The organism is Vibrio sp. 2304 (assembly GCF_033339475.1).
Lineage (GTDB): Bacteria > Pseudomonadota > Gammaproteobacteria > Enterobacterales > Vibrionaceae > Vibrio > Vibrio alginolyticus.
Map to the genome: position 1 here is coordinate 88,063 of NZ_JAWOUQ010000009.1, position 19,660 is coordinate 107,722.

Below are 19,660 nucleotides of genomic sequence, written 5' to 3' on the forward strand. Positions count from 1 at the left end.
GAGTCACTCTGGCTGTTTTTCTAAATGTCGTGTTTACGGTTCTGGGTAGGTATATCAAGCGTTGCGCTTAATAAAAGGTAACCGTAAGTGATGACCAAACGCATTAATTAATGCGCCTGTAACAATCAGACCGCCACCGACGTACGTCCAAATGATCGGAACCTCGCCAAAGAAAATGATGCCTAACAACACAGAAAATACGATCTGGATATACGAATAAGCGGAGGCTTTACCCGCTTGTTGAGTTTGCATCGCTTTGGTTAACCCCAATTGCCCAATTTGGGTAAAGACACCAACTAGAACCAACATGAAAGTCAGATATAGATCGGGCATTACAAAATCGTCGCCAATCAGTAAGAGTGAAGCGGGGAGAGCAACCAACGGGAAATAGAAAATGATCACTGAGCTGTCTTCTGTCTGACTCAGTTTTCTGACAATGACGTAGGCAATTGAGCTACCAAATGCGCCTAAGATCGCAATCATGACGCTAAACATTGGTAAAGCGCTATCTGAGCCTTGCCCCGTTTCTGGGCTTACCATGATATAGATGCCGAGTAAGCACAACGCAATACAAAGGAAAGTTGACGGCTGGATGCGCTCTTTCAAGAAAAATACGGCGAGTAGTGCAGTAAACACCGGATGAATATATTGGAATATCGTCGCTTCTGCCAAAGGTAAGGTGGTCACTGAATAATATACACACATCAGAGCCATCGTGCCCACAGCACCGCGTGCAAATAGTAATGGCTTATTATTGCCCCATACAGAAATTCGTTTTCGCTTTACATCGAAATAACTAATGATAAGTGAAACGAGCGCTCTTGCTGCAACGATTTCAAAAACGGGGATACCGTAGTTGCCGACGTGCTTTACTGTAGCCGACATCAGAGCAAAGCCGAACGCGGAAAGCACCATAAAGCGCACACCGATGGGAATCATAGTGTTGAATGAATTGGACATTTTACTGCTCATTTGTTGCGACAGATCTCACTTTAGCATACTTAGTTAGCGATTAAATCCTCTCAACTCAAACACTTCTGTCGACAATATGAATAAACAGTAGAATACGTAGCAATTAATCTGCCTCTCTCAGCGTAACAATAAAAACTCGATATTTAAGGAGCTTACATGATCCCGATAAAAGCAACGCATGTTTCAGGCGTTGTCATTTCAAAAATTGATGGCATAGAAAAAATGCTGTTACTTAAACGCGTAAAAGGTGGCTATTGGTGCCATGTTGCAGGTGGTATCGAAGCGGGTGAAGCCGGGTGGCAAACCATTTTAAGAGAGTTAAAAGAAGAGACACTAATTGACCAAGTTGAGTTACATACAGCAGACTTTCTAGAGCAGTTCTACGAAGCAAAAAATAACCGTATCATGGTTATCCCATGTTTTGTGCTATTTTGTCCGCCTAACCAATCAGTTGTTCTTAACGAAGAGCATACAGAGTATCGCTGGTGTACGCTTGAAGAAGCTAAGCAGCTGGCTCCGTTTGCCAATCAGCATCACCTATATGAACATGTATGGAAACATTATGTAGATGTGGCATCACTAACGCCATTTACGCTGATCGATCGAAAGGGCTAAATGAACGGCAACGGCTTTGATTAGTTTTTATAGAGAGGTTTGTTCTCATAAAATGAAGCGTTAGGATTTGCGCTGAGCGTTCACAATAAAAAGGAATAACATCTATGGATGAAGTCACATGCCAAGAGACGTATCAAGGAAATCACTTACAGAAGCGTTTTTCCGTCTCGCAAAGGGTCTCAATTGAGCCCCTCAACACGAAACACGCGTCCGCTTTACTAGAGGTTGTGAACACTCACCGAGAGAGCCTTGAGGGTTATCTACCTTGGACGGATTCTGTCACGAATCATAGAGAGGCCGTTAACTACATTTCCCAGCGAGTGAACAGTAACGCGCTGGATTCCCACTGGTGTGCAATTTATTTTGATGAGCAGCTTACGGGTGTTATTGGCATTAAAGGTGTGGATTCACATACGCGTGTTACTGAAATTGGCTACTGGCTTGCCAACAATGGGCGAGGCCATCGTGTGATTGATCAAGTGCTCGCAGTATTGATCCCTTTTTTGAAGCAGAAAGGGCACGCACAATTCATTCAGTTCCATTGTATGGAAGATAACATCGCTAGCATCAATATTGCTGAGCGTGCAGGCGCCACATTAAAAGAATACGTTGATCATGAGTTCGATATGCTTGACCGCTCTCAACGACTAGGCATTTATGAACTACGTTTGATGTAGTATCCACCCCAGAAATATTTTAATCAGAGTTCGAACTCTAACTTCACGAGCGCTACAATAGTAACATTGTTGCGCTCGTGTTAACTTGGGGCGTCATTGGCAGAAACTAGGCTAGGAGAAGCATCATGAACGCAATCACAGAGGTTGAAGTAGATAACTTGTTACAGCAAAGCCTCGGACGCTTAAAAGCGGCATATGCAGCCGAGCCTTATCCTAGTTTGGATGAACGTAAACAGCGCCTCGTTTTGTTAAAAAAATCGCTGCTTGAGAACAAACAAGCTTTGGTTGAAGCGTTAAGTGACGATTTTGGCTATCGCTCAGAATTTGATACCGCCATGACCGACGTTTTGCCAACGGTCTCGCATATTAATTATACCCTCAAACGACTAAAAAAATGGTGCAAACCCAGCAAGCGCGAATCCGGCTTATTGCTCGCACCTTCTAAAGTCACCGTTCAGTATCAACCGTTAGGTGTCGTCGGGATCATTTCACCGTGGAACTTTCCTGTGATTTTGAGCCTTGCGCCTTTAGTGACAGCATTGGCTGCTGGCAACCGCGTGATGATGAAGCTCAGCGAATTTACGCCAAAAACCAATAAAGTCATCGTTGATATTTGCCGTGGGTTGTCTGAGTATGTCGAAGTTTTTGAGGGTGAAGCAGACGTCGCACAAGCATTCAGCCAACTGCCATTCGATCACCTTTTGTTCACGGGTTCTACGAGTGTTGGTCGCGCAGTGGCAAAAGCGGCAGCGGAAAACCTTACCCCGGTGACGTTAGAGTTGGGTGGAAAGTCCCCGGTGATCATTGCAAAAGATGCAGACATGAAGAAAGCCGTTGATGCTATCTTGTTTGGTAAATGCATTAATGCAGGCCAGATTTGTGTCGCGCCTGACTACGCATTTGTACCGCAAGAACGTGTCGAAGAGTTCATTTCGCTATTCTTAAAACGTTTTGAAAAGCTCTATTTAAAATCCAACAAGAATCAAAAGCTGACCCATATTGTCAACCAACGACAATATGATCGTTTGACTGCGCTACTTGAGGATGCAAAAGCGCAAGGTGCTAACCTTCACACTGTTGAGGCGTCGCCCCAAGAGGAACGACTTCTGTATCCTCATTTGGTCACGGATGTGTCGCCGAATATGCGAATCATGCAAGAGGAGATCTTCGGGCCATTTCTACCTGTTAAGCCCTACAATGCCGTTGATGAAGCGATTGACTACATTAATCAGCACCAAAGACCACTTGCGCTGTATGTTATGTCGGACGACAAATCGACTATCAAACATATTGTACGCAACACCCACAGTGGTGGCGTCGGCGTTAATGATACGGTTTTACATGTTGGCGCTGAAGATGCGCCTTTTGGTGGCGTTGGTGAATCGGGTATTGGGCATTATCACGGAGAGGAAGGATTCAGAACTTTTAGTCATGCGAAAACCATTCTTCACACACCGAAATGGTTGCCAAGAACGAGCGTATTAATGCGCCGTAGGGCTATGGCGATAAAAGCGATCCAAAAGATCTTTGTTCGATAATAATTATGATTTGATTGATAAAAAACCGCCCGAATAGGCGGTTTTTTGTTTCTATATGCTCTGAAACGCTGGGCACCAAAGTCCGAGAAACTTCCATCGCGTGCTACCAACAAAACAAAGAAAGGCTCTTGTTGAAAGAGCCTTGTTCAGGAAGTGTCGAGAGATCTTGGCAAGTTTAATGCAGAACTTCACTGCTGAATCTTAGATATCTACAGTCGTTCATCAGTTCTTTAAACGCCTTTCGGTCCAGCTTAATCAGAGTTTCATGATCGCCAGCTTCAAGGTAGACATGTTCCAAGTTTGCTAGTCTTTCATCGCAAACTGTCGACATGTGGTAAGGGCTACCAATCGGTGGAATAGCGCCGTGTTCACAATCGGTGAAGAGTCGGTAAACCATACGCTCTTTCACCAAGTGGAAGGTGGCATTAAATTCGTCGTTTAATCGCGACAAACTGATTTTGTTGTTGGCAGGTAAGACCGCCATCATATGACGCCCTTCATGATCCTCTAGAATCACACCTTTTGCGATATTCATTAAAGGCACACCTGCTGCAACACCACTTTGTAGCGAGCTATGACTGTGGCTGTGATTCACGGTTTGAAAGTGAATGTTATGCTCAGTCAAATATTCATCTAATCGGGTTGCAATCGTCATATAGCCTCCACGTGTATGAGACCCATAAAAAGTATAGGTTAGTCGGGCGACAATCGCGCATTTTACTCGGCGACACTGACGCTCTTTACGCTCCTGTTCTACGCTTATTGCAAGCCAGCGAGAAAGCATGGTTAACAATAATAAATAGGGGGCAACATGAGCAAGCCAATCATCGCTGATAACAAGCCGATCAAAGTAGAGTTGAAAGCTGGGCAAGAATACTACTTCTGCCGATGTGGGCGTTCTAAAAATCAACCTTACTGCGATGGGTCTCATTCGGGAACCGGCTTAAAGCTAATGAGCTTTAGTGCGGAAAAAGACGAAGATGCCTATCTCTGCCAATGTAAGCATACCGCCAATGCTCCTTTTTGTGATGGTACACACAAGCGATTTACCGCAGAGCAAGTCGGTAAAGAGGGACCGGAACAAAAGCGAGAGAAAAGAGACAAACCAACGGCGTCTGCTACTCAAGAAGAACCAACCCTCGAGTTTATCCACCAATTAGCGAGAGAAGGACTCTCTAAACTCGGTCATCATGGTCCGATGGCTGCAATGGGGGTTCCTAGGCATTTGCTACCACATTGGGATGCTATACAAATCATGGTGGCGCAAATGGCGACACAACCGTTGTTGGAAGACATTCCTGTGTCTACCGAGTTGATTGTGGGACCAAACGCGCGTAAGCCGCTCAGACTCGCCATTCCTTTGTTGGTGTCGGACATGAGTTTTGGCGCACTTTCTGAAGAGGCGAAAATTGCACTAGCAAAAGGTGCAGAGTTGGCAGGGACTGGGATTTGCTCTGGTGAGGGTGGCATGTTACCGGAAGAGCAAGCCGCCAATTCACGGTATTTCTATGAGCTTGCTAGTGCTCAATTTGGCTACGACGAATCTAAGCTTCTTAATGTTCAGGCGTTTCACTTCAAAGGCGGGCAAGGAGCAAAAACGGGCACGGGTGGTCATCTGCCTGCAAATAAAAATGTAGGTAAGATCTCTCAGGTGAGAGGCATCCCCGAGGGACAACCAGCGATATCACCACCAACGTTCAAAGATCTTCACACTACTCACGATTTCAGAAAGTTTGCTGACAGAGTTCGTGGCATCACAGGCGGTATTCCAATTGGATTTAAACTCAGTGCCAACCATATTGAGCAAGACATTCAGTTTGCGCTTGATGCTGGGACTGATTATATCATCTTAGATGGTCGCGGTGGTGGCACGGGTGCGGCGCCAACTATGTTCCGTGATCATATTAGTGTACCCACCATCCCTGCATTAGCTCGTGCACGTAAGTACTTAGATGAAAAAGGCGTAAGTGACCGTGTCACATTAATCATCACCGGTGGGTTGCGAGTTCCTACGGATTTTGTCAAAGCGTTGGCACTTGGAGCAGACGGAGTAGCGATAGCAAACAGTGCGATGCAATCGATCGGTTGTGTCGCGGCTCGCATCTGCAACACCAATAATTGCCCGGCAGGCATTGCGACACAAAATGCCGATTTGAGGCAGCGTCTCGACGTTGAAAAGTCATCCCAGCAACTGAAAAATTTCTTCGAATCCTCGGTCGAGCTCATGAAAGTCATGGCGAGGGCGTGTGGTCATCACGCTCTGAATGAATTTAGTCATCATGATTTAGCGACCTGGGATCACAACATGGCGAGGCTGTCTGGGATTAAGTATTCAGGTATGGACTTAAACTGATCTCTATCCATATTTTCTGCATATAGGTACATGTTTGATAACAATTATTTATTTGCTGAAATGTTTGAAATTTTGACTTGGCGTTAACTAAAAAAACAGTGTATGAACTACGCTGTTTGAGGTGGATATTCGATTTATTGAATAACAAAGAGTGGTTACCACAACCACGACACGAAGGAGCATTATATGAGCAAAGCAAACGGCGGTTCGGTAGGTAAATGTCCAGTTATGCATGGTGGGCAAACATCTACAGATAAGTCGGTGATGGATTGGTGGCCGAATGCCTTGAACTTAGACATCCTGCATCAACACGACTCCAAAACCAACCCATTTGGTCAGGACTTTTATTACGAAGAAGAACTGAAAAAGCTAGATGTCGAAGCACTTAAAAAAGATTTAAAAGATTTAATGACTGATAGCCAAGACTGGTGGCCTGCCGACTGGGGACACTACGGTGGTTTAATGATCCGAATGGCATGGCATGCAGCGGGCAGTTATCGTATTGCGGATGGCCGTGGCGGTGCTGCTACAGGCAACCAACGCTTTGCTCCTCTCAACTCTTGGCCAGATAACGCCAACCTCGATAAGGCTCGACGCCTTTTATGGCCAATCAAGAAAAAATATGGCAACAAACTAAGTTGGGCAGACCTGATTGTCCTTGCCGGTAACATGGCGTACGAATCCATGGGTTTTAAGACCTTTGGCTTTGCGTTTGGACGAGAGGACATTTGGCACCCAGAAAAAGACACTTACTGGGGCTCTGAGCAAGAATGGTTAGCCACAAGTGACGCTGATAACAGCCGCTACTCTGGTGAGCGAGATTTAGAAAACCCGCTTGCTGCGGTAATGATGGGTCTTATCTATGTGAACCCTGAAGGGGTAGACGGTAACCCAGATCCTCTCAAAACAGCACATGACATGCGAGTGACCTTTGCGCGAATGGCAATGAACGATGAAGAAACCGTCGCGCTCACAGCTGGTGGTCACACGGTGGGTAAGTGTCATGGTAATGGTGATGCCGCAAACCTTGGCCCAGAGCCCGAAGCAGCAGATGTTCATGAGCAAGGTCTTGGCTGGATTAATCACAAAACACGTGGTATTGGCCGTGACACGGTAACTAGTGGTATTGAAGGTGCTTGGACAACACACCCTACACAATGGGATTACGGATACTTCCACCTACTATTTAAGTATGACTGGGAACTGAAAAAGAGCCCAGCCGGCGCATGGCAATGGGAGCCAATCGACATTGAAGAAGAAGACAAGCCTGTCGATGTTGAAGACGGTTCTAAGCGCTACAATCCAATCATGACCGACGCCGATATGGCGCTCAAAATGGACCCTGAATATCGTAAGATTGCAGAAAAGTTCCAAAATGACCCTGCGTACTTTGATGACGTTTTTGCTCGTGCCTGGTTTAAGTTGACACACCGCGATCTAGGACCAAAATCATGTTATTTCGGCCCTGATGTGCCAAGCGAAGATCTTATTTGGCAAGACCCAACGCCCGCAGGTAAGACAGACTACGATGTTGATTTAGTAAAAACAAAAATCGAAGCAAGTGGCCTATCCATTAGTGAGTTAGTAAGTACGGCGTGGGATAGTGCGCGTACTTACCGTGGCTCTGACCGCCGAGGCGGTGCAAATGGCGCGAGAATTCGCTTGGCTCCGCAAAAAGATTGGCAAGGGAACGAACCTGAACGTCTAAGACGTGTTCTTGCGGTGTTAGAAAAAATAGCAGCAGAAGAGGGCTGTAGTGTTGCAGATGCTATCGTGCTTGCTGGTAACGTAGGTATTGAACTGGCTGCGCGTGCCGCAGGTCATGATGTTTCCGTACCATTCGCGCCAGGCCGAGGTGATGCCACCCAAGAGATGACGGATGTGGAATCGTTCGAAGTACTTGAGCCTGTTGCTGACGGTTTCCGAAATTGGTTGAAGAAAGACTACGCGGTTAAGCCAGAAGAGCTTTTATTAGATCGTGCTCAGCTTATGGGGCTAACGGCGCCAGAAATGACGGTACTTATCGGTGGTATGCGCGTTCTAGGCAGTAACTACGGCGGTGGAAAAGAGGGCGTATTTACTGACCGAGTAGGCACTTTGTCGAATGATTTCTTCGTGAACCTTACTGACATGGCATATACGTGGAAACCAGTGAGTGCTAATCAATATGAAATCCGTGATCGTAAAACCGACGCTGTGAAGTGGACGGCTACTCGAGTGGATCTTGTCTTTGGTTCAAACTCGATCCTGCGTTCGTATGCGGAAGTGTATGCGCAAGATGATAATCAGGAAAAATTCATCCATGACTTCATCGCCGCATGGACGAAAGTCATGAACGCGGATCGTTTTGACTTGCAATAAGTGAAACGATGCCCGTCGGTAAATGGGTTGATGAATAAGTAAGAGAGGCGGGCGAAAAGCTCGCCTTTTTCTTTACCTATCTTTTTACTTTGATTGTTACTTTGATTGAAAGTTAAGCTCATTTGAACCATAATAACTGGACCATATGAACCATAGGAGCTTGATATGGCAACTGCAGCATTAAAAAGCTTCAAACCGAAACAACCTCATAAAGCCAATTTCTGGTTTATGTTGGGTATTGAAGACGCTGAAACAGGTCGCACTGATGCGGTTCACAAAGGCTTTGAGCCAAAGGTGTATCGCAATATTGTTGAGCGTGTGAAGCTTTCTCAGAGTGAGTTTCAAAACGTCACATTGATACCTGTCAGCACGGTCAAGCGTCGTCTAAAAAACGATGAACGCTTCAATACGCAAGAAAGTGATGCAATCTATCGATTAGCGATGTTATTGAAACTCGCGACAGAACTGTTTGACGACGAAGAGCGCGCGTTAAAATGGATGAGAGAGAATGTGTATGGCTTAGGTGGAAAACGTCCACTTGATATGGTCTCGACCACGGTGGATTTTGAAACCGTAAAAGATTTGATCGGCCGTTTAGAGCACGGGGTATTCTCGTAATATGAAGCTCTATCGTCTCACACAAAAGAAATTTGCTGACACGCCATTCAGCCCCGTTGGCGCAAAGTTATTTGGAGGGCGATGGAACTCAAAAGGAACCGAAGCCCTCTACTTCTCTGAATCGGAATCCCTTTGCTCGTTGGAAGTATTTGTTCACGTAAACAACGATCCTGCTATCACCAAACTTTACGATTTATATCGTATTGAAATGCCAGAATACCTCATCGCCACCTTAGATGAAGAAGATCTCCCTGTGACGTGGCGAGCAATACCGGCGAGCGAGTCTACGCAGTACATTGGTGACCAGTTTCTCAATGATCCTCATCCTGAGTTTGCCGCGCTGCAAGTGCCTTCAACGATTTCACCTCGTGATAAAAACTACGTGGTGAACCCAAATCATCCCAAAATGAAAGAGATCATCAAGAAAGCCGAAAAGCTCGATTTCGCGTTTGATCCGCGCATTTTCAAATAGACGCCTAGCTTTGTCTTGCTTTAAAGCATTCAGCGCTTACCTGAGATAAGCGCTGAAGCATAAAAGTTTATTTCCTTGGTTATTGTCGGTCGTAAGTGAACTGTTGCGCTTCATTTGTAGTGTTGAGGTAATGCCCAAGCACCAACTCAGCACCTTTGTAAGATAAATGGCTGTCATCCGTATACATCGCATTGTTTGCTCCAACTCTCATTCGACATACGCCATTTCTGCAAATGGCATCGGTCAAGTCGACAAACTCAACGTGCTCAAATTGCTCAAAGTAGTTCACTAACTTCGCCACGTTTTGAGGGTGATGTTGTTTGGGAGAAAAGTCGCAGGCAGACTCTTCTGTCTCGCCAAACAAACGCGCTTTCCAAAGGCATTCTCCTACCGCAAACGGTGCAGAAGGGGTTGGACCAAAAACGACCACTTCCTTTCCTTTCAGTTCATTCAATAATTTGGTTAATGATGCTTCATAATCGGCTTGTGAAAGCTCTTTATTGAAATTAGAAGAGATAACAACGCGACGAATGGAAGGGGTACTTAGAATGGTATCGACAGCCTCATTAAAGAACTGTCGGCAAGGAACTGAGCCAGCGCCTTTGATGGTGTCGACATAACCGACCGCACAGGAATCTTGAGTAAGTTGTACCACGCCAGTTGGTGTTACTTCGGATAGACGCTTCACGTAAACCATGCTGTGACTATTGCCTAACACAGCGATGGCGGGCTGCGGCGCAGACGAGCACACATCGTTAACGTTGGTGTTGCCGTTGCAATCTAAACCATAACCGTTGTTAACGCGCATGGCCTCGAAAAATACGCTTCTTTCTGGAAAACCACCGTTTTGATGACCGATAACGCCGAACGTTAGCAAGGGCAACGTCAACAACACAATAACCGCGGACACAGTGCGCATGCTCATGGCTTTTCGGCTACGGAACGGCTTTTCAATAAAGCGCCAAGTGAAGTAAGACAGTACAAAAAGAGCGATAACGTAAAGCGGGATATTGACGTCTTGTGTTGTGTCCAACATGTAGCGGTAAAAGACAAATAATGGAATGTGCCACAAGTATAAGCTGTAGCTGATTAAGCCGACGAACACGACCCACTTTAGGCTCAGTAATCTACCGCAGACATTGTCTTTAGAGGCAAACAAAATCACCAACGCGCTACCGATGACCGGCACCAGCAGCGTAATGCCCGCGCCATCTTGCGATTTTTCAAACAAAAGCGCGGAAGCCAATATCAAAACGATGCCAATGGTTGCTAGCGTATCGTTAGATTGAACTTGGACTTTTCTCATCACTAATGCGAGTAATGAACCGGTTGCCAGCTCCCAAGCGCGAGAGAAGATCATGTAAAAAGCGAAATCAGGATCGTTGCTCGCGTAGACAATAGTCATCAAACTCAGCGCAAATACCACGATGAAAAAAGTTAGGTAAAACGCGTTTTTGCCACGAGCGAGTAGCATGAGTAGCAAAGGAATGACAATGTAGTATTGTTCTTCAACGCCCAAGCTCCATGTGTGGAACAGCGGGTTGGCTTGATCTTCTAAACCGAAGTAATTGTGGCCTTTCAAATACAGAAGAATGTTGGATGAAGAGAGAATGGAAGACACTGCAAATTGACCAACGTCTTTGTGTGCTTGCGGCAAAAATAGCCACCAAGACATCAAATAGCTGACGGCGATCACCACCAGTAAGAGGGGGAGTATGCGACGAATGCGTCGCTCATAAAAATCACCGAGGCTGAACTTCTGGTTTTCTAAGTCGTTAATCACGATGGTAGTGATCAAATAGCCGCTGATCACAAAAAATACGTCGACGCCAATAAAGCCACCAGCGAATTGCTCAACTCCTGCATGAAACAAAATCACCAACGTGACAGCAATCGCCCTTAATCCGTCTACTTCTGCTCTGTAAGTCATATCGTGTTGCTCCAACATTCCGTTTAATGAAGTAGAGCAAAATATGAACCAGAAATAATGATTATTTAAATCAGTGCCTTAAAGTGATTGTCAAAATGAAAATGCTAGGTGGGTTAACGAATTCCCAAATTGAATTTCAATATGGAAACCCCATAAAGAATGATCTTAAGAAGCGCTAAATCAAAGAACGTAAAGCGCGAGGCACTTAGACTTCATTGAAAATGATTACGCTAAAGAAACGATGACAGAGAATACGATTCAGGAAAAAATTGCCAGCTTTACTTGTATCGAAGAGGCTTTGAATTACTTCGACATCGAGTTTGATAGCCGATTTATCGAAAACAATCGAACCGAGTTGGTTAAGAGGTTTCACGGCTACTTAATCCTCACTAAACCGGATGATTGGTTTTCAGGTCGTCGTGCTTTAAAGAATGCTTACTGTAAAGTACAACGCAGTTTGCTCAGTAAAACGACGCGCTCTGCGTGCCGAGGTTGTACATCTTGTCAAAGACGTTAATTCTGGTGGCTTGCCTAAAAAGAACCCTGCATCTTGGTGTCACAGGGGGAAGAGCAAGGTTCTTTTGGTTTCGCTATTGGTTTGTCGCGAGTTACGAATCAGCTTTACGTAGATGAATTAACCCGCGTGGTACGCAGGGTAGTCCACTAAGCCTTTTTCACCGCCGCCGAACAATGTGGCAGGGTCATGTTCTGCCAGTGGATAGCCATGCTTGATGCGGCTTGGTAAGTCGGGGTTTGCAACAAACGGACGGCCAAAGCCAATCATGTCAGCTAAACCACTTTCGATCGCGTGTTGCGCCTTTTCATCGTTGTAACGACCGGCATAAATCAGTGTACCTTTGTACGCCTCACGAACTGCGGTTTTAAAGTTGTGCGGAGTGTCTGGCGCGTCGTCCCAATCCACTTCTGCAATGTGAATGTAAACCACATTGAGTTTATCAAGCAGCGCTGCAGCGGCGGTGTAGGTTTCGACTGGCGTACTATCAACGGTGCCATTTAACGAAGTGAATGGCGCAAGACGAACACCAACACGCTCAGCGCCAATGGCTTGCGTCATCGCTTCTATCACTTCACCAAGAAAACGCAGACGGTTTCCAATAGAGCCACCGTATTCATCGGTGCGGTTATTCGCTTCAGAATCGATAAACTGGTTAACCAAGTAGCCATTCGCTGCATGAAGCTCGATACCATCGAATCCGGCTTCTATCGCGTTTAGTGCGGCTTGGCGGTACTCTTCAATAACGTTCTTGATGTCTTGTTTGGTCATTTCACGTGGCTCAACCACGTCGACAAAACCCGGTTCGTCTGTGCCGTTATCGACAAATACTTTCACGTTTTCTGCTTTTAGCGCAGAAGAAGAAATAGGTTGCTCACCGCCAATGTTATCAGGGTGAGTCACGCGACCAACGTGCCACAATTGCGCGAAGATAGTGCCGCCATTCTCGTGCACCGCATGAGTTACCCTTTTCCAGCCAGCAATTTGCTCTGGGCTGTAAATGCCTGGTGTCCATGCATAGCCTTGACCCATTGGCGAAATTTGTGTGCCTTCAGCAACGATTAGGCCCGCTTCAGCACGTTGAGCATAGTAGGTCGCCATCATGTCGTTAGCGATATTACCTGGTTGAGAAGCACGAGAGCGCGTCATCGGAGGCATAACGATACGGTTTTTTAATGAGAGAGAGCCAAGTTGAATGGGTTGAAATAATGCGTCTGTCATAGGAAACCTCGTTATTTTTGAGTTTGGATGAGTTCGATTTGGTAACCATCGGGATCTTTAATGAACGCGATGTGAGTTTCTCCGCCTTTCATTGGACCTGGCTCGCGAGTAACGTTGCCACCAAGCGCTTTAATTTTTTCGCAAGCGGCGTAAATATCTTCAGACCCCAGTGCCATGTGTCCGAATGCGTTACCCAAGTCGTAACTGTCGGTATCCCAGTTATAAGTTAGCTCGATGGTCGCGCCATCTGGTTGATCAGGGTTACCAACAAACACCAGTGAGTAACGGTATTCTTGGTTTTCAAAACGATCCAAAACACTCATTCCCAGAACTTTTGTATAAAATTCGATAGATTTGTCTAGGTCAGCTACACGGATCATCGTGTGGAGAAACTTCATAAGTCGCCTTTTCATAACGTTGCGTAATCACTATGCAAACCATATCGCCACTCTAAATAAACTGGAAATTATCGTTAATTATTAAAATGATTATTTAGTGTTATGAAAAGCGAGGTTGCTGGCCCTGCAACATGCAAACAAAGATTACTCGCCGTTTCTTTTTAATTGTTGGCATATGCTAATTACTCTTTTGAGAAACCGAGTAACTATCATGTCCACAAACAGCTACTGTCATTACACTCACGAGTCTCATCATCAATGTGCGGTTTGTTCTTCAATTAATGTGAATCCGAACTCTTTGGCCGTGAACTACCAATACCTAGCCGATGGTTCTGTTGTCGGAGAGTTTCACGTTTTACCGCGTCATCAAGGTTACACAGACCTGTTGCATGGTGGTATTGCCAGTTCGCTTCTCGATGGTGCAATGACGCATTGTTTGTTATCTAGAGACATTCAAGCCCTTACGGCGCAGTTGGATGTGCGCTACCATGCACCTATTCAGTTAGATGATCGAGTCACGATTACTGCACACTGTGAAGGTGAACGACGCGGTATATATCAACTGGTGGCTCAATTACGGGTCAATAGCGAAGTTAGAGTGACGGCTAAAGGGAAGTTTATTCGTCCTAAAAAGGCATAAATAAAAACGTGTTCTACGGAGAGGCAATGAAGAAATTTGATGAGCTGTATGCAATTGCGACGAGAAAATCTCAATATGACCAAACCAATACTTGGTTTAAAGGCGTAGAGACTTATCTGGAGGCCATTGGCAAAGAAGTTGATGAAGTCCGCGAAGAGATTCGTGAGGATCGCCTTTGTCATTTGGAAGACGAGTTAGGCGATGTGTTGTGGAACTATCTTAACGTATTAAAGGCGCTGGAAAGAGAAAAGGGTATAGATCCTGAGAAAGTACTCGAAAGAGCCTGCAACAAATACGATCAGCGTGTATCTGCGATTGAGTCGGGACGCAGTTGGGATGAGATAAAACAGCAGCAGAAACAAGCCTTGAACGCAGAGCATGAAGCCGCGCAGTTAGAAGATGTAAAGAGCCAATAACTGCGCTTGGTATTGAAAGGGTTGGTTAATAGGGAATACCTAGTCAGCCCTTGGAACTGTTGACCAACAGTAGGTCACAAGGTGGTTGATCAAGTAACGTGTCTACAGTGCTGCCAGACCAAAATTGAGATGACATGCTTCGTTTACATGCTCCCATAATCAAAATCGACGCTTGTGATTGCTTAACTGCTTTTGGTAACGCCGTTTCAGGGTTTCCTTCCGGTAATAGTAATGGAACTCGCGTTAACTTTTGCGCACTAATAAAATCTGTAATGCCTGCTTTTTGATTGCTTAATATCTCTGCACGATAGCGAGAGAGGTATGGTGCGACGTATCGGCAGTAAACGAGCGTCATTTTCCCGCTTAAGGTTTGTTCTAATTTTGAGCCTCGCGAGACGATGGCTTTATCTACTATCGACTTTTCATCCCCTCGATGAAGTGGGTCGATTGCACAAAGCATGTTGGCGTGAGAAGGCCATGACCGCTCACTCAGTAGCAACAAGTCGCAATCTTGTTGTGCTAGTTCTGTGAGCATCGTTTGAATCTCGTGTTTGTTAAAGTGTCCCACGAGCAGTAAGTCAGTGTGGTCAACAAGTCGTTTCGCAACTTGCTCAACCCAATGGCTCCCTTTGAAATGCTCGTAAGAGAGCGTTGGTGTTTCAAGCTCTTCTTCTTCACAAAGTTCGAAAATTAATGCGTTGAACTTTAAGGTCCAAGCTTCAAACTCAGCTTGTCTTTTTTCTATATGGTCAGAGTTGAAACTGAGAAAATGAGCGAATGCGTGATCTTCACTTCGGCGATGGTCTTCCACTAAAACTACAATAGGCTGGGCCAGCGCTGTCGAAAATTGAATCACTTTACGAAGCACCTTACGACTTGGTAAGGCGGCCTGCTGAGTCAGAAAAAATACAGGTGCCATTGATTACTCCATTATCAAACAAGGCGAATGAGCCTGACACACATTCAAGTCTATACCATGAACTGATGCAGAGGCGTTTTGTTTCTGCGAGCGAAATATAAATTCCGCAATTAAGTCAACTATCGCCTAGAATTTTAACATCAAGAATTCATGCCTTCGGATAGCACATATCGTCAATGCGGCGAATGTGGTAGTGAAAGCTATAGGTAAAAGTAATGATAGATTCCAACCAATTGCAAATTAACCGCAAAGTGCCACATTTGCTTGCTGAGATCATTAAAGCGATAGAATCGACCGAAGACTTGAGCTTTTTGAAAGACTATCAAGAAGCACAGATTGCGAACATTTTGGAGTCGGTCAACATTGCTTACCGTAAACGTGTCATAGAAGCAGTGCCGCCTGAGAAGTATTGGACGGTATTAAATTTGCTCCGATACGACACCGCCAAGCACATTCATCAATCACTCAATAAAGACTTACAACATGAACGCTTGACGTACATAACGGATTCAGAACTGATCATCTTTGCGGACTTTCTACCGACCGAGTTTGTAGATGAATACCTTATTGATCAAAGTGAAGAGTCTGTCGCGCATATCCAACAAGCATTGTCGTATGAAGACAACAAAGTTGGACGTTATGCCGAGCCTCACTTTCTGGTCGCAAACCCTAAAAACAGCGTAGGAGGCATCAAAACCGAGCTGCTAAAACGCGGGCAAAGTCCAGTGCGGTTGATTATTGTGCGTGATGCAAGTGGTGTGATTGGTACGATAGAGCCGCAAACCCTGTTGCTGCACGAGAATCATATCAAACTTACCGACTTGACCGTAGTTACGCCAATCCTAGAAGATATTCAAACGATTCAAAGTGTCAGCAAACAAGTCTCGATTGATGGTGGAGCACATTGGTTTCCTATCATGGCTGGTGGCAAAATTATGGGCGTCTTGTCGATGGCGACCATCGCGATTACGTTGCGCGAACTCAGCCTACAAGCTGTAGTGGCAGAAAACGTACGAAGCGAAGAAGATTTGTTCACACCATTAAGCGTGGCGACAAGGCTAAGAGCACTTTGGCTAGTGATTAACTTGCTGACCGCTTTTGTTGCCTCTGCCATCATTGGTATTTTTGATAATGTGGTCGAGCAAGTCGTTGCGCTTGCTATTTTAATGCCTGTCGTGGCGAGCATGGGCGGCATCGCGGGTAGCCAAACCTTAGCGGTGGCCATTCGAGGTATCGCACTAAACCACTTGCACCAAAGTAACTTGAAGCTATTGGTGAATAAGGAATTAAAAATCGCCACCATTAATGGTTTAATTATGGGATTGGTGATCGCGGGTGTCGTTTACATGGTGTTTGACTCTTGGCCATTGGCACTTATTATTTGCTGTGCCATTTTCCTCAATAGTTTGGCGGCCGCGGCATCGGGTACGTTGATACCATTCACGTTGAAAAAGTTTAACATTGACCCCGCCGTGGCTGGCTCGGTAGTATTGACGACCGTTACCGATGTCGTTGGTTTCTTTGCGTTCTTAGGCTTAGGTGCCATTTTCTTGATATAGATATCCAATTGACGCGTTAACTAGCAGAACCAATCGCACCATTTCCCAACCCAGTATTTTGGGCGAGCTTGCTTCACTCAGCATTCCTCCGTTTTCCATAACCGATGAACACGTCGTTTCGGTTCTTACTTTGTATATCTCTTCACTGCCCAGTTCTATTCCCCAAATTTCCCACTACCGATCTCGCTTAACGCTGGCGTGCCAAATGCCAATTTCAAACGCCAGATGATGCCCATTTTCTTGGCTGTACACGCATTACTTCACTCAAACAAAAAATAAGGAAACAATTTTGAATAAACTCATCGTATTCACTGGTGGTCCCGGTGCAGGGAAAACTTCGGTAATCGAACAGCTAAAAACACAAGGCTTTATCTGCGCGCCAGAAACCGGTCGTCACGTGATACAAACGCAGGTTGCCAATCACGGTTCAGCATTACCTTGGAATGACAAACAAGCTTTTCGAGACGAAATGATGAAGGCAGAAGTGAGCAATTACCGAGCTTTCAATGTCCGCCAAGGGGACGTATTTTTTGATCGCAGTATTGTGGACGTATATGGCTACAGCAAGTTGGAACAACTGCCAATCTCGCATGAGCTCATCACGCATTGCCAGACGCTTCGTTATCATCCTCAAGTATTCATTTTTCCACCGTGGGCATCGATATTCAGTAACGATGAAGAGCGAAAACAAGATTTTTCTGAAGCGGTCGCCACATATCAACAGATGGTCGATGCATACCACAAGTTTGGTTATCAATTGATCGAAGTGCCCAAAATATCAGTCGAAGACAGAGTAGCGTTTATTCTCGGCTCAGTTATCGAACAAGGCTGAAAGATGATTGATGCAAACAAATGCGTAAGGCGATTGTGAGCACGACAACAATATGCGTAAAGGGAGTTATTTATACTGGATAAAATTCAATAACTTAATTGAGTGTTATGTCTTTTAAATATCTTACCTTATTGCTCGCAACGACGAGCATGAGCAGCTTTGCTGATGTAGGCCTGCCTTCGGGGGATGATTGGTTAAACCATGTGACGAATGGCCTAGCCCCATATTGGATGATGGAAAGCGCGCATGGGCAACCTGCGGGGAATTTTCCGACATTTCGTTGTGATAACGGTGTCATTCTCGACCCACAAAAGCCGTGTGAAGAATTAAACAAAGGGTGGATTAGCCCGCACTTCGATCGCGAATACACCCGCATGAAATCGCGCCAAACTTACGCTTATGGCGTGCTTTTTCATCTTACGGGTGACAAGCAAGCATTAGAGCTGGCAAAGAAAGGGGCTTATTACCTGATTGATCACCTACAAGATGAGAAAAACGGCGGCTTTGTGAGCTTTACGCGTAGTGGAAAACCGGGGATGGAGTGGCAACAACGAACTTCTCAAGACCAAGCTTACGCCTTGGTGGGGTTGGCGATGTACTACTACTTGACGCAAGATCCAAAGGTTGAACAAGCACTTATCGACCAGCAAGCGTTTATATTTAAACAATACCGACGAAGCGATGATCGCGGTCTGGCGTGGGTTTTGAAAGATGGTGATGGGGAAAGTGCGAAGCAGCAAGAGCTAGTCGCTCAACTTGACCAGATCAATGGCTATCTGTTGTTAACGGCGCCACTTTTACCAGCGCCAACGCAAGCCAAGTGGAAGCAAGATCTGCAATGGCTGACGCAAGTGATGCTAGATAACTACCACTCCGGCAAAGAGCAGCGTTTTTATGGCGCGATACACCATAAAGCGGTAATGATGCCGGATGCGAAACACAATGATTTTGGACACACCATCAAAGCATATTGGATGACGTATCTCACTGGTCAGTTGTTGGAGAATTCCAACTGGACAGAGTTTGGTTTCAAAGGAATGAAACACACGCTTAAGCAAGCGCAATATCAGCAAAACTTTGAGCAAGTCAAAGCGCTTTTCTCACCAGAATGGCAGAGTAAATGGACGCAAGAGAGCATTCCTGCTTGGCAATCAAGACCATATAAGCATTATAGCTCGTCTTGGGAATGGGCAGAGCTCGATCAAGCGGCGATGACAGTTTCCCTTGTTGATGGTTCGATGAAAGAAACGCTTCAATACACGTTACCCACTTTTATGGATGTATGGGTGGATCATCAATATGGAGGCGTCGGTCTGAGCCCTAAATCAACCAAAGCGTTCCATTGGGGAAATGGTTACCACCAGTTTGAACATGCGTTGGTCGGGTATTTGTACGCGCAACAAATGGCAAAACAGCCTGCCAAGCTTTACTACGCGCGACCAGCAGAGAGCAAAATGCCACTTAATCCGTATTACTTTAGCGCAGAGGTAAAATCGTTGTCGTCACAAAGTGATGGAGTCACCATCGCGACATTCACCAATATTCGACCTTAGGTTGGTCGATGGTGATGTGTTGGTTAAAGTCCGCGTAAAAGCCAATAAAACCCTCCGACAGCAAGTGCGACT

Annotated in this window: 19 protein-coding genes; 13 read left to right on the plus strand and 6 right to left on the minus strand. The window is 45.5% G+C overall.

Translation table 11 applies throughout. The features are described from left to right. Positions 1-54: 54 nt before the first annotated feature. Positions 55-960 (minus strand): DMT family transporter, encoded by a 906-nt coding sequence (locus R7P64_RS17270; RefSeq protein ID WP_005376505.1) that lies wholly within the window; start codon positions 958-960, stop codon positions 55-57. Positions 961-1,128: 168 nt separating this feature from the next. Here R7P64_RS17270 and R7P64_RS17275 point away from each other — a divergent pair, with 168 nt between their 5' ends. The 3 genes from R7P64_RS17275 to R7P64_RS17285 all read left to right on the plus strand — a co-directional run bounded on the left by R7P64_RS17275 (position 1,129) and on the right by R7P64_RS17285 (position 3,802). After that, a complete protein-coding gene (locus R7P64_RS17275) occupies positions 1,129-1,587 on the plus strand; it encodes an NUDIX hydrolase (protein WP_318118974.1) in 459 nt (152 codons plus the stop codon). Positions 1,588-1,691: 104 nt separating this feature from the next. Next, complete coding sequence (locus tag R7P64_RS17280) at positions 1,692-2,264, plus strand: GNAT family N-acetyltransferase (protein WP_047101443.1); 573 nt, start codon at positions 1,692-1,694, stop codon at positions 2,262-2,264. A 125-nt stretch (positions 2,265-2,389) separates the two neighbouring features. Then, complete coding sequence (locus R7P64_RS17285; protein WP_132937213.1) at positions 2,390-3,802, plus strand: coniferyl aldehyde dehydrogenase; 1,413 nt, start codon at positions 2,390-2,392, stop codon at positions 3,800-3,802. Positions 3,803-3,977: 175 nt separating this feature from the next. On the opposite strand, the gene R7P64_RS17290 is transcribed toward R7P64_RS17285, so the two are convergent. Then, positions 3,978-4,457: an aminoacyl-tRNA deacylase gene (locus tag R7P64_RS17290; RefSeq protein WP_005376501.1), complete on the minus strand. Its 480-nt coding sequence runs from the start codon at positions 4,455-4,457 to the stop codon at positions 3,978-3,980. Between the two features lie 156 nt (positions 4,458-4,613). Here R7P64_RS17290 and R7P64_RS17295 point away from each other — a divergent pair, with 156 nt between their 5' ends. The 4 genes from R7P64_RS17295 (at position 4,614) to R7P64_RS17310 (ending at position 9,606) form a co-directional block, all read left to right on the plus strand. Next, positions 4,614-6,155 (plus strand): glutamate synthase-related protein, encoded by a 1,542-nt coding sequence (locus R7P64_RS17295; protein ID WP_318123753.1) that lies wholly within the window; start codon positions 4,614-4,616, stop codon positions 6,153-6,155. A gap of 186 nt (positions 6,156-6,341) precedes the next feature. After that, a complete protein-coding gene (gene katG, locus R7P64_RS17300) occupies positions 6,342-8,516 on the plus strand; it encodes a catalase/peroxidase HPI (RefSeq protein ID WP_318118978.1) in 2,175 nt (724 codons plus the stop codon). A 165-nt stretch (positions 8,517-8,681) separates the two neighbouring features. Further along, the gene (locus R7P64_RS17305; RefSeq protein ID WP_318118980.1) at positions 8,682-9,134 is read left to right on the plus strand and encodes an antitoxin Xre/MbcA/ParS toxin-binding domain-containing protein; all 453 of its coding nucleotides are present in this window, start codon (positions 8,682-8,684) and stop codon (positions 9,132-9,134) included. Position 9,135: 1 nt separating this feature from the next. Continuing rightward, a complete protein-coding gene (locus R7P64_RS17310; RefSeq protein ID WP_005376497.1) occupies positions 9,136-9,606 on the plus strand; it encodes an RES family NAD+ phosphorylase in 471 nt (156 codons plus the stop codon). A gap of 79 nt (positions 9,607-9,685) precedes the next feature. On the opposite strand, the gene R7P64_RS17315 is transcribed toward R7P64_RS17310, so the two are convergent. Then, the gene (locus R7P64_RS17315; protein WP_318118982.1) at positions 9,686-11,536 is read right to left on the minus strand and encodes an acyltransferase family protein; all 1,851 of its coding nucleotides are present in this window, start codon (positions 11,534-11,536) and stop codon (positions 9,686-9,688) included. 241 nt (positions 11,537-11,777) lie between these two features. Here R7P64_RS17315 and R7P64_RS17320 point away from each other — a divergent pair, with 241 nt between their 5' ends. Next, positions 11,778-12,053, plus strand: a complete 276-nt coding sequence (locus R7P64_RS17320) for a nitrogenase-stabilizing/protective protein NifW (protein ID WP_017820985.1) — start codon at positions 11,778-11,780, stop codon at positions 12,051-12,053. Between the two features lie 117 nt (positions 12,054-12,170). Here the strand turns inward: R7P64_RS17320 and R7P64_RS17325 are convergent, their stop codons facing one another. Both R7P64_RS17325 and gloA read right to left on the minus strand, forming a co-directional pair. Next, complete coding sequence (locus R7P64_RS17325) at positions 12,171-13,271, minus strand: alkene reductase (RefSeq protein ID WP_318118984.1); 1,101 nt, start codon at positions 13,269-13,271, stop codon at positions 12,171-12,173. An 11-nt stretch (positions 13,272-13,282) separates the two neighbouring features. Next, the gene (gene gloA / locus R7P64_RS17330) at positions 13,283-13,669 is read right to left on the minus strand and encodes a lactoylglutathione lyase (RefSeq protein WP_005376490.1); all 387 of its coding nucleotides are present in this window, start codon (positions 13,667-13,669) and stop codon (positions 13,283-13,285) included. A 211-nt stretch (positions 13,670-13,880) separates the two neighbouring features. Between gloA and R7P64_RS17335 the strand changes: the two genes are divergently transcribed. Further along, complete coding sequence (locus R7P64_RS17335; protein ID WP_017820983.1) at positions 13,881-14,309, plus strand: PaaI family thioesterase; 429 nt, start codon at positions 13,881-13,883, stop codon at positions 14,307-14,309. A 26-nt stretch (positions 14,310-14,335) separates the two neighbouring features. Continuing rightward, positions 14,336-14,725, plus strand: coding sequence for a MazG nucleotide pyrophosphohydrolase domain-containing protein (locus tag R7P64_RS17340; protein WP_005376487.1), 390 nt, complete (start codon positions 14,336-14,338; stop codon positions 14,723-14,725). 43 nt (positions 14,726-14,768) lie between these two features. Here R7P64_RS17340 and R7P64_RS17345 read toward each other — a convergent pair whose 3' ends face one another. Continuing rightward, the gene (locus R7P64_RS17345; protein ID WP_213907689.1) at positions 14,769-15,644 is read right to left on the minus strand and encodes a universal stress protein; all 876 of its coding nucleotides are present in this window, start codon (positions 15,642-15,644) and stop codon (positions 14,769-14,771) included. A 215-nt stretch (positions 15,645-15,859) separates the two neighbouring features. On the opposite strand from R7P64_RS17345, the gene R7P64_RS17350 reads away from it, so the two are divergent. The 3 genes from R7P64_RS17350 (at position 15,860) to R7P64_RS17360 (ending at position 19,588) form a co-directional block, all read left to right on the plus strand. Then, a complete protein-coding gene (locus R7P64_RS17350; protein ID WP_005388752.1) occupies positions 15,860-17,203 on the plus strand; it encodes a magnesium transporter in 1,344 nt (447 codons plus the stop codon). Positions 17,204-17,492: 289 nt separating this feature from the next. Beyond that, on the plus strand, positions 17,493-18,035 hold the full coding sequence (locus R7P64_RS17355) for an AAA family ATPase (protein WP_318118987.1): 543 nt from the start codon (positions 17,493-17,495) through the stop codon (positions 18,033-18,035). Between the two features lie 107 nt (positions 18,036-18,142). Continuing rightward, positions 18,143-19,588 carry an AGE family epimerase/isomerase gene (locus tag R7P64_RS17360; protein WP_318118989.1) on the plus strand — a complete coding sequence of 482 codons (1,446 nt, stop codon included), beginning with the start codon at positions 18,143-18,145 and terminating at the stop codon, positions 19,586-19,588. Positions 19,589-19,660 lie beyond the last annotated feature (72 nt).